8 protein-coding genes are annotated in these 8,667 nt (G+C 59.5%); 3 read left to right on the top strand and 5 right to left on the bottom strand.

Annotated elements, in window-relative coordinates; genetic code table 11:
- The first annotated feature begins 18 nt into the window (after nucleotides 1–18).
- Nucleotides 19–1,200: an NO-inducible flavohemoprotein gene (gene hmpA / locus ACQKPC_RS23345; protein WP_427626598.1), complete on the top strand. Its 1,182-nt coding sequence runs from the start codon at nucleotides 19–21 to the stop codon at nucleotides 1,198–1,200.
- Nucleotides 1,201–1,432: 232 nt separating this feature from the next.
- Nucleotides 1,433–2,209 (top strand): ABC transporter substrate-binding protein, encoded by a 777-nt coding sequence (locus tag ACQKPC_RS23350; RefSeq protein WP_427626600.1) that lies wholly within the window; start codon nucleotides 1,433–1,435, stop codon nucleotides 2,207–2,209.
- A gap of 141 nt (nucleotides 2,210–2,350) precedes the next feature.
- On the opposite strand, the gene ACQKPC_RS23355 is transcribed toward ACQKPC_RS23350, so the two are convergent.
- The 5 genes from ACQKPC_RS23355 to ACQKPC_RS23375 form a co-directional block, all read right to left on the bottom strand.
- Nucleotides 2,351–2,992, bottom strand: a complete 642-nt coding sequence (locus ACQKPC_RS23355; RefSeq protein ID WP_427626602.1) for a helix-turn-helix transcriptional regulator — start codon at nucleotides 2,990–2,992, stop codon at nucleotides 2,351–2,353.
- Nucleotides 2,993–3,088: 96 nt separating this feature from the next.
- Complete coding sequence (locus tag ACQKPC_RS23360; protein WP_427626604.1) at nucleotides 3,089–4,216, bottom strand: NAD(P)/FAD-dependent oxidoreductase; 1,128 nt, start codon at nucleotides 4,214–4,216, stop codon at nucleotides 3,089–3,091.
- 196 nt (nucleotides 4,217–4,412) lie between these two features.
- Nucleotides 4,413–5,360, bottom strand: coding sequence for an ornithine cyclodeaminase family protein (locus tag ACQKPC_RS23365; RefSeq protein ID WP_427626606.1), 948 nt, complete (start codon nucleotides 5,358–5,360; stop codon nucleotides 4,413–4,415).
- A 143-nt stretch (nucleotides 5,361–5,503) separates the two neighbouring features.
- Nucleotides 5,504–6,991 carry an ATP-dependent RNA helicase RhlB gene (gene rhlB / locus ACQKPC_RS23370; protein ID WP_223570315.1) on the bottom strand — a complete coding sequence of 496 codons (1,488 nt, stop codon included), beginning with the start codon at nucleotides 6,989–6,991 and terminating at the stop codon, nucleotides 5,504–5,506.
- 85 nt (nucleotides 6,992–7,076) lie between these two features.
- On the bottom strand, nucleotides 7,077–7,733 hold the full coding sequence (locus ACQKPC_RS23375; protein ID WP_427626608.1) for an alpha/beta hydrolase: 657 nt from the start codon (nucleotides 7,731–7,733) through the stop codon (nucleotides 7,077–7,079).
- 469 nt (nucleotides 7,734–8,202) lie between these two features.
- Here ACQKPC_RS23375 and ACQKPC_RS23380 point away from each other — a divergent pair.
- Nucleotides 8,203–8,667: transporter substrate-binding domain-containing protein (locus ACQKPC_RS23380; protein WP_427626610.1), on the top strand; the 465-nt coding region annotated here is incomplete at its 3' end.

Below are 8,667 nucleotides of genomic sequence, written 5' to 3' on the forward strand. Positions count from 1 at the left end.
AGCCCAGGGGTTGCTCTTATGCTTAGCGTTCAAGACCGTGCCATCGTCAAGTCCACCGTGCCGTTGCTGGAAAGCGGCGGCGAAGCGCTGATCACTCACTTCTACCGCATGATGCTCTCCGAATATCCGGAAGTCCGTCCGCTGTTCAACCAGGCCCACCAGGCCAGCGGCGATCAGCCTCGCGCCCTGGCCAACGGTGTATTGATGTATGCGCGGCACATCGACCAGCTCGATCAATTGGGCGATCTGGTGGCCAAGATCATTAACAAACACGTGGCCCTGCAAATCCTCCCGGAACATTACCCAATCGTGGGTAGCTGCCTGTTGCGAGCGATCTCCGAAGTGCTGGGCGAAGAGATTGCCACGCCTGAAGTGATGAGCGCGTGGGGCGCGGCCTACGGTCAATTGGCCGAGATCCTGATTGGCGCCGAAGCCAGCATCTACGACCAGAAAGCCCAGGCGCCGGGTGGCTGGCGTGGTGCGCGGGAGTTCATCGTGGCGGCCAAGGTCGAGGAGAGCGCGGAAATCATCTCGTTCTACTTCGAACCGGCGGACAAGGGCCCGATTCTCGCGGCAGAGCCTGGCCAGTACATCGGCATGAAACTGATCCTCGATGGCGAAGAAATTCGACGTAACTACTCGCTGTCGGCGCTGGCCAATAAGGGCCAGTACCGCATCAGCGTCAAGCGCGAAACCGGCGGCCGCGCTTCCAACCATTTGCACGATCAACTGCATGTCGGCGCGAGCATCCTGCTGTTCCCGCCAGCGGGCGATTTCACCCTGACCGCCAGCGACAAACCGCTGGTGCTGATCAGTGGGGGCGTCGGCATCACCCCAACGCTGGCGATGCTCGAAGCGGCGCTGGCGACCGAGCGGCCGGTGCACTTTATCCACTGCGCACGCAACGGTAGTGTTCATGCTTTCCGTGACTGGATCGATGGGCTGGCCGAGCGTCATCCGCAGCTCAAGCGTTTTTACTGCTATGCCGAAGACGATGGTGTCAGCCCGGCTGCGGACAAGGTTGGCCTGTTGAGCCAGGAGCAACTTGGCGAGTGGTTGCCTGAACAGCGTGATGTGGATGCGTACTTCCTGGGGCCTAAAGGCTTCATGGCGGCGATCAAACGTCACCTCAAGGCTTTGGGTGTGCCAGAGAAGCAGAGCCGTTACGAGTTCTTCGGGCCGGCTGCCGCGCTGGAATAACTCTCTGGGCGGTTCCTGAGGGCCGGGTCGGTGTTTCGCTTGTTTGCGAAGCACCGACCCGGCCTTTTTTGCATTTGGCTAGCACCCGACCAGAGGCCGGGTATAAGGCTATCTGCCCGATTGACGGATAATACGTAAAAGTCCAGTATGGAATTATAAGTACAAAAAAATGCTTCCCCGTTTCAGCTTCTTCTGTCTTGCCAAACCAACAACAACCCGCGAGAGAACGAATATGAAGAAATTCCCCCTCATCACCGGTCTGGCCCTGAGCCTGTTGGCGTGCAGTAGCTTGTTTGCCGCCGAGAAGGACCTGCGTATCGGTATCGAAGCGGCTTATCCGCCGTTTGCGTCCAAAACCGACAAAGGCGAGATTGTCGGTTTCGACTACGACATCGGCAATGCCCTGTGCGCGCAGATGAAGGTCAAGTGTGTGTGGGTCGAAGGCGAGTTCGACGGTCTGATTCCTTCCCTGAAAGTGAAGAAAATCGACATGGCGCTGTCGTCCATGACCATTAACGAAGACCGTAAGAAGTCGGTGGACTTCACCCACAAATACTACTTCACCTCATCGCGTCTGGTGATGAAGGACGGCGCGGAAGTGGATGACCAGTACGCCAGCCTAAAGGGCAAGAATATCGGCGTGCAGCGCGCAACCACCACTGACCGTTACGCTACCGAGGTCTTTGAACCCAAGGGCATCAACGTCAAGCGCTACGGCAACAACGAAGAAATCTACATGGACCTGGCAGCCGGTCGTCTCGATGCGATTTTTGCCGACACCATTCCACTGAATGACTTCCTGTCGATGCCGCGTGGCAAGGGCTATGCGTTTGTCGGGCCGGAATTGAAAGACCCGAAATACGTGGGTGAGGGCGCCGGGATTGCGGTGCGCAAGGGTAATACGCAGTTGGTAGCGGATCTGAACAAGGCGATCGATGACATTCGCGCCAGTGGCGAATACCAGAAGATTTCGCAGAAGTATTTCAAGTCGGATATCTACGGCGATTGATCGATCGCCATCGCGAGCAGGCTCGCTCCCACATTAGTCTTGCGCATGCAGGTCCATTGTGGGAGCGAGCCTGCTCGCGATGGGGCCCTGGCAGACAGCACACATCTCAAAGCTCAAAGCTCAACCCTCAACCCTCAACCCTCAACCCTTCAATTCCTTCAAATGCTTGTACACCGTCGCCCGCCCCATGTTCAGCACATTGGCCACATAGTTGGAGGCGCTTTTGCCTTTGAAGGCGCCTTCGGCGTGCAGCGCCAGCACCAGTTCGCGTTTGTGGTCGCGGGTCAGCACGTTCAGGCTCAACTGACGCTCGCGCAGCCAGGCGTGCAGAAAGGTGTTGATCCGTTCCTGCCAGTCATCGCGAAACAGTGAGTCCGGTTGCGGGATCAGCTTGGTCGGCGACAGGAACAAATCCAGCGCCGCTTTCGCGTTCTCGAACAGCGAAATATTCAGGTTGATGCACAGTACCGCCAGCGGGCGACCCTCGCTGTCGCGCAGCACGCTGCTGAGGCTGCGAATCTTCTGGCCGTCCCAGTTGAGCTTTTCATACGGCCCGATGTTTCGTTCGCTGACGTCTTCGCTGAGCATGTCTTCCAGCGACGAGTCGTCGCCGATTTCCCGTTTGGACAGGTTGTTGGCGATGTAATCGACCTTTTGCGTACGCAGGTCGTGCAGCACCACCTCGGCGTGAGGGAAGAACAACGTGGCGATCGCATCGGCAATCGCGCGAAAGTTGTCCATGGACACAGCGTCCAGGGCCGAGTCTTTTTCAGGTGCGTTCATACAGTGGAACTCCAGGCAGCGTCAGCGCCCCGTTAAAAAAGGGGGGGCGCTGGAAGTTTGCCGCAATCGTGTGGACACGTCACCTGACGGGCAGGATCAGCTCAGGCGGGCGGGGGAGAGCATCTCGGCGTCCAGGCCGAAACGGGTGAGCTGCTCGGGCAAGGCTTCGCCGCGTACCAGTGCAGCGCTGGCCTGGCCCATGGCCGGCGACGTCTGGATGCCGTAGCCGCCTTGCGCCGCGACCCAGAACAGCCCCGGCACCTGCTGATCGAAGCCGGACAGCAAATCCCCGTCGCGCACGAAACTGCGCAGGCCGGCCCAGGTGCGGGTCGGGCGGCGAATGGTCAGGGTGGTGGCTTCTTCGATCTGGTAAATGCCCATGGCGATGTCCAGCTCTTCGGGCTGCACGTCGTGCGGTTCTACCGGGTCGGCGTTGGCCGGTGAGCCGAGGAACATGCCGGCGTCGGGCTTCATATAGAAGGATTCATCGAGGCTGACCAGCATTGGCCAGTCATGGATATCCAGGCCCTCGGGGCCGGCAAAGATAAAGGCTGCCCGACGCTTGGGTTGCAAACCCATTGGTTTGGCGCCGGCCAGCTCGCCAATCTTGTCGGCCCAGGCACCGGCGGCGTTGATGATGATCGGGGCGCTGAAGGTTTGCGTGTTGGTTTGAACCTGCCATTGCCCTTGGGCATCACGGCTCAGGCTCAACACTTCGCTGTCGGTATGAACTTCACCTTTATTGCGCCGGATACCACGCAGATAGCCCTGATGCAGAGCATCGGTATCGATGTCGCTGGCGGTCGGATCGTAGATCGCGCCATGGACTTTTTCCCGACGCAGGATCGGCAGGCGCGCACAGGCTTCGTCGGCGCTCAGCCATTGCATTTGCGGCACCGTGGCTTTGGCGCTCAGGTATTGATTGCTCAGCTCGGCCGGATCGCCGGTGAAGTCGACAGTCATCTCGCCGCGCGGGGTCAGCAATGGGTGTTCGCAGAAACCGGGCGGTGGAGCGTCGAAGAAGTCGCGGCTGGCCTGAGTCAATGCCCGAACCTGCGGTGTACCGTAGGCGGCGGTGAACAGCGCTGCCGAGCGTCCGGTGGAGTGATAGGCCGGATGGGATTCGCGTTCGAGCACAATCACCCGCCCGTGCTGCGACAGCCAGAAACCGGTGGAAGCGCCGGCAATCCCGCCGCCGATGATGATGAAATCTGCCTGGCTCATGAACGTCTCCTGTGGGGGCGCAAATGCCGAAATTGTAGAGAACTCCTGTAGGAGCGAGGCTGTGGCGAGGGGGCTTGCCCCCGTTGGGCTGCGAAGCTGCCCCAAAATTTCTGATAGACCAAAGATTTTGTGAGTGCTGCGCACTCAAACGGGGGCAAGCCCCCTCGCCACATTCGCTCCTACGAAGGGCGTGGTGTTAGCGCTGTAGTTGGTAAAGGGCATTGGCCAGTGCGATGTCTTCCAGGCCCAGGCCGATGGAGCGGAAGAACACCGTGCGGTCGTAGTCGGGGCGCTGCACTTTTTCGCTGAGCAAGTCGGGCAGGTCGCCGACAATCGAACGCTTGTCCCAGCCATGCTGCTCACCGGCGATCAGCATCTCGCCGGCCGAGCCCGGAGTGGTTTGACGATAGTCACAGAACACCTGCATGTCATTGAGGCTTTGTGGAGGCACTTCATGGGCGCGTGGGGCGTTGGTGCTGATGGAGGTGATCAGTGCCGGTTTGCTCAAAATTGACGGGTCTATCACCGGGCCGGCGGACGAGGTGCAGAGCATGATCACGTCGGCATCTTGAATCGCGGCTTCGCAACTGTCGACGAGGGTCAGCCGTGGATCGAGGCTTCTAAGCTGTGCCAGCGCTTCGGGATTCTTGCCGTTCAGGCTTGGCGAGTAAAGGCTGATGCTTTGCCAGTCCCGCAGGCCCTTGACGTAGTGCAGGTGCGCCTGGGCCACGTTACCGCTGCCGATAATCGCCAGGCGCCGGGCGTTCAATGGAGCAAGGGCATCGACCGCCACCGCCGTCGTCGCGGCGGTGCGAGCCGTGGTCAATTCACCGGCATCGCAGAGCAGCAGCGGCTGGCCGGTCTGCATCGACATCAGCAGCGTCCAGGCGGTCACCAACGGGCCCTGCTCGCGCACGATGTAGGGAGACGTCTTGACGCCATAGACCCCGTCTTCGGCCAGCACACCCAGGTAGTTGATGAAGTCCCCGGCACCCTGCGGGAATTCCACCAACTGTTGCGCCGGTTGCACGGCTTGCCCGGCGGCCAGGTCGCGGAACAGCTTGCGCAGGATCTGCGGCACGTCAACGTGTGCCAGCAGTTCGCGGGCTTGAGGTTGGGTGATCACGTAAGGCGTGCTGGGCATGGTCGGTCGGCTCCGGGCGCTGAAAGTAAACTAATTTGTCCATTATGGACTTTTAGTTGTCTCTAGCAAGTCCTGTTGAAAAAAGCCGGACGAAAAAAAAGCGCAGTCCGTTGCCGGCTGCGCCCCTTTCTGAAAGGCCCGAGTTACGGGCGCTTGCGCTCAACCGCCCGCAGCAGATGCGTCGGTGGCGTTTCACAACTGATCTTGCGACCCAGCAACGCCTCGATGGACGGTAGCTGGTAGGAGTCGTCTTCACCGGCAAAACTGATGGATACGCCATCCGCGCCGGCACGGCCGGTACGACCGATGCGGTGCACGTAGTCGTCCGGGACTTCCGGCAGGGTGAAGTTGATCACGTGGCTGATGCCGTCGATGTGAATACCGCGACCGGCCACATCGGTGGCCACCAGCACGCGGATCTTGCCTTCGCGGAAACCTTCCAGGGTCTTGATGCGCTTGTGCTGCGGCACATCGCCAGACAGCTGCGCCGCGTTGACGCCATCGCGCACCAGGCGTTCTTCGATGCGCCGCACTTCGTCCTTGCGGTTGGCGAAGACCATTACCCGTTCCCAGCCGTTATCGTTGACCAGGTTGTAGAGCAATTTATATTTGTCGGCACCGGCCACCGCGTAGATGTGTTGCTCGACGTTTTCGCTGGCCACGTTCTGCGCTTCGATCTCGACGATCGACGGGTCGGTGGTCCATTGCTTGGCGAGGTTCATCACGTCTTCGGTGAAGGTCGCGGAGAACAGCAGCGTCTGGCGCTCGTTCTTCGGCGGAGTCTGGCGAATGATCTGACGCACTTGTGGGATGAAACCCATGTCGAGCATCCGGTCGGCTTCGTCCAGCACCATCACTTCGACCATGTCCAGATGCACGTCGCCGCGCTGGTTGAAGTCGAGCAAACGGCCCGGAGTGGCCACGAGGATGTCGCAGTGACGGGCTTCGAGGTGCTTGAGTTGTTTGTCGAAGTCCATGCCGCCGACAAATGTCATGACGTTGAGGCCGGTGTACTTGGTCAGGTCGGCTGCGTCCTTGGCGATCTGTACCACCAGTTCCCGGGTCGGGGCGATGATCAGTGCCCGCGGTTCACCCATGTAGCGCTCTTTGGGCGGCGGGGTTTGCAGCAACTGAGTGATGATCGAAATCAGGAACGCGGCGGTTTTGCCGGTGCCGGTCTGGGCGCGACCGATGGCGTCTTTGCCCGCGAGGGTAAAGCCGAGCACCTGCGCCTGGATCGGCGTGCAATACGGAAAGCCCAGGTCCTGAATGGCGTGCATCAGTTCGGGGGCGAGTTTGAAATCGTGGAAGCGGGTTTTGCCTTCCTGGGGTTCGACGACGAAGTCTTCGAGTTTCCATGGAATAACCGGCGCTTTTGGCTTGGGTTCGCGACGCGGTTTTGCCGGTTTCGGGGCTTCGCTGCGCGGTTGTTCTGAGGCGATGGCCTCGGCGGCGGGGGCGGTCGGTGTGGTCACCGGCTCGTGCTTCGGTGCCGCTACGGTTGCGGTCCGGCCAGGCTGATTACCGTCGGTGCGGTGGCTGGGAGTATGAGAAGGAGCGCTGGAGACTGGCGCGAGCTGCTCAGTCTCGCTTTTACCGAACATTTTCTTGAGTGCTTTGAGCACGGTCATCTCATCAATTGGTTAAGGAATATACGCCGGCCAGTGTAATGCAAGAATCGGGCGCGGCGTAGTGGGATGGATCAATGGGTAGCTTTTAACGCAAACGCTCGGCGAGCCAGACGCCGATGTCGCGAATTTCTTCGGGTAACACTTCGTGGCCCATTGGGTATTCCTGCCATGTCACGGTGACACCATGTTGCTTTAAATACTCGTAGGCGGTCCGGCCCATGGAGTTTTGAACCACGTCATCGTACTGGCCGTGCAATGACAGCACCGGAATGCGCTGCTGGCTGGCGGAAAGCTGCAGTTCATCGCTGAAGGTCGGGGCATAAGTCGAGAGGGCAAGTACGCCGCCCAACGGTCCCTGCCATTTCAGAAAGGCCGTGTGCAATACCACGGCGCCACCTTGGGAAAAACCGGCGAGAAAGATGCGCGAGGCGTCTATTCCGCTGGCCTTCTGTTCTTCGATCAAATCAAAGACCCGTTGCGCGGACGCCTCCAGCTGCTCGCGGCTGATCGCGCGGGCCGGGCTCATGGCCAATATGTCGTACCAGCTCGGCATTTCGTAGCCACCATTAATAGTGACGGCGCGAGTCGGTGCCTGGGGCAGGACGAAGCGGGTGCTGAGCAGACTTTCCTGTAGCGCTTCGGCTACCGGCAAAAAGTCGTAGCGGTCGGCGCCCAGCCCGTGCAGCCAGATTACGCAGGCATCTGCGGGCTTGACGGGTTGCAGAATCAAGGGCTCGGTCATGGGTGCTCCATATTTGTGCATGCGCTCTCATTTAAGTGCGAGGTTCGAGTGCGCAACGGGTTGATCAGTTAAGAAGATGTCGCAAGGCTGCAAGTTTTGCTATTGACCTGTCGCTGAATCGCTTTAGCGAGCGGTCTGGTACGGGCTTTGCTATAGGGAAGCCTGTGCAACCAATCTCATGCTTGGCGGTAACACTATCAGTGTACGGCTGGTCGTGGGATAGCAAAGAATCCGGTGATGGATGTTCGCCAAAGGCCGTTACGGGCTTCGCGAACGTGAAAGGGCTACCGCCCGTTCGGCCGATTGGTGAGAAGGGAGTTGTCCATGATGTGGATTTTCTCCTACTAGACTCATAGCGACGGTCCTGCTTCGGTTGACCCTAAAAAAAGCCAACACGGGTCAACAACGCCTCATAAGGGTGCGACAGGGCTCAAGCTCCGACACAACAAGAGCAAAACTGGAGGTTTGAATGAAGATGTTGAAATCCACCCTGGCCATCGTGACTGCAGCCGCAGTGCTCGGTGTCAGTGGGTTCGCTCAGGCGGGTGCAACCCTGGATGCAGTGCAGAAGAAAGGTTTCGTACAGTGCGGCGTAAGTGATGGTCTGCCGGGCTTCTCGGTTCCGGACTCTACCGGCAAGATCGTTGGTATCGATGCTGACTTCTGCCGCGCTGTGGCCGCTGCCGTATTCGGCGACGCGACCAAGGTCAAATTCAGCCAGTTGAATGCCAAGGAGCGTTTCACTGCTCTGCAATCCGGCGAAATCGACGTGCTGTCGCGCAACTCCACCATGACCAGCTCTCGTGACGCGGGCATGGGCCTGAAGTTTCCAGGCTTCACGGAGATTTTGATGACCCCGCGCCAACGTTTTTTCGACTGTCTGCAACGATCACCGCCCGCGCTGTTCGAGGCGGCGCTGTGGATGGCCGTCGAA

This window comes from Pseudomonas sp. NPDC089918, from assembly GCF_050280605.1.
Taxonomy (GTDB): domain Bacteria; phylum Pseudomonadota; class Gammaproteobacteria; order Pseudomonadales; family Pseudomonadaceae; genus Aquipseudomonas.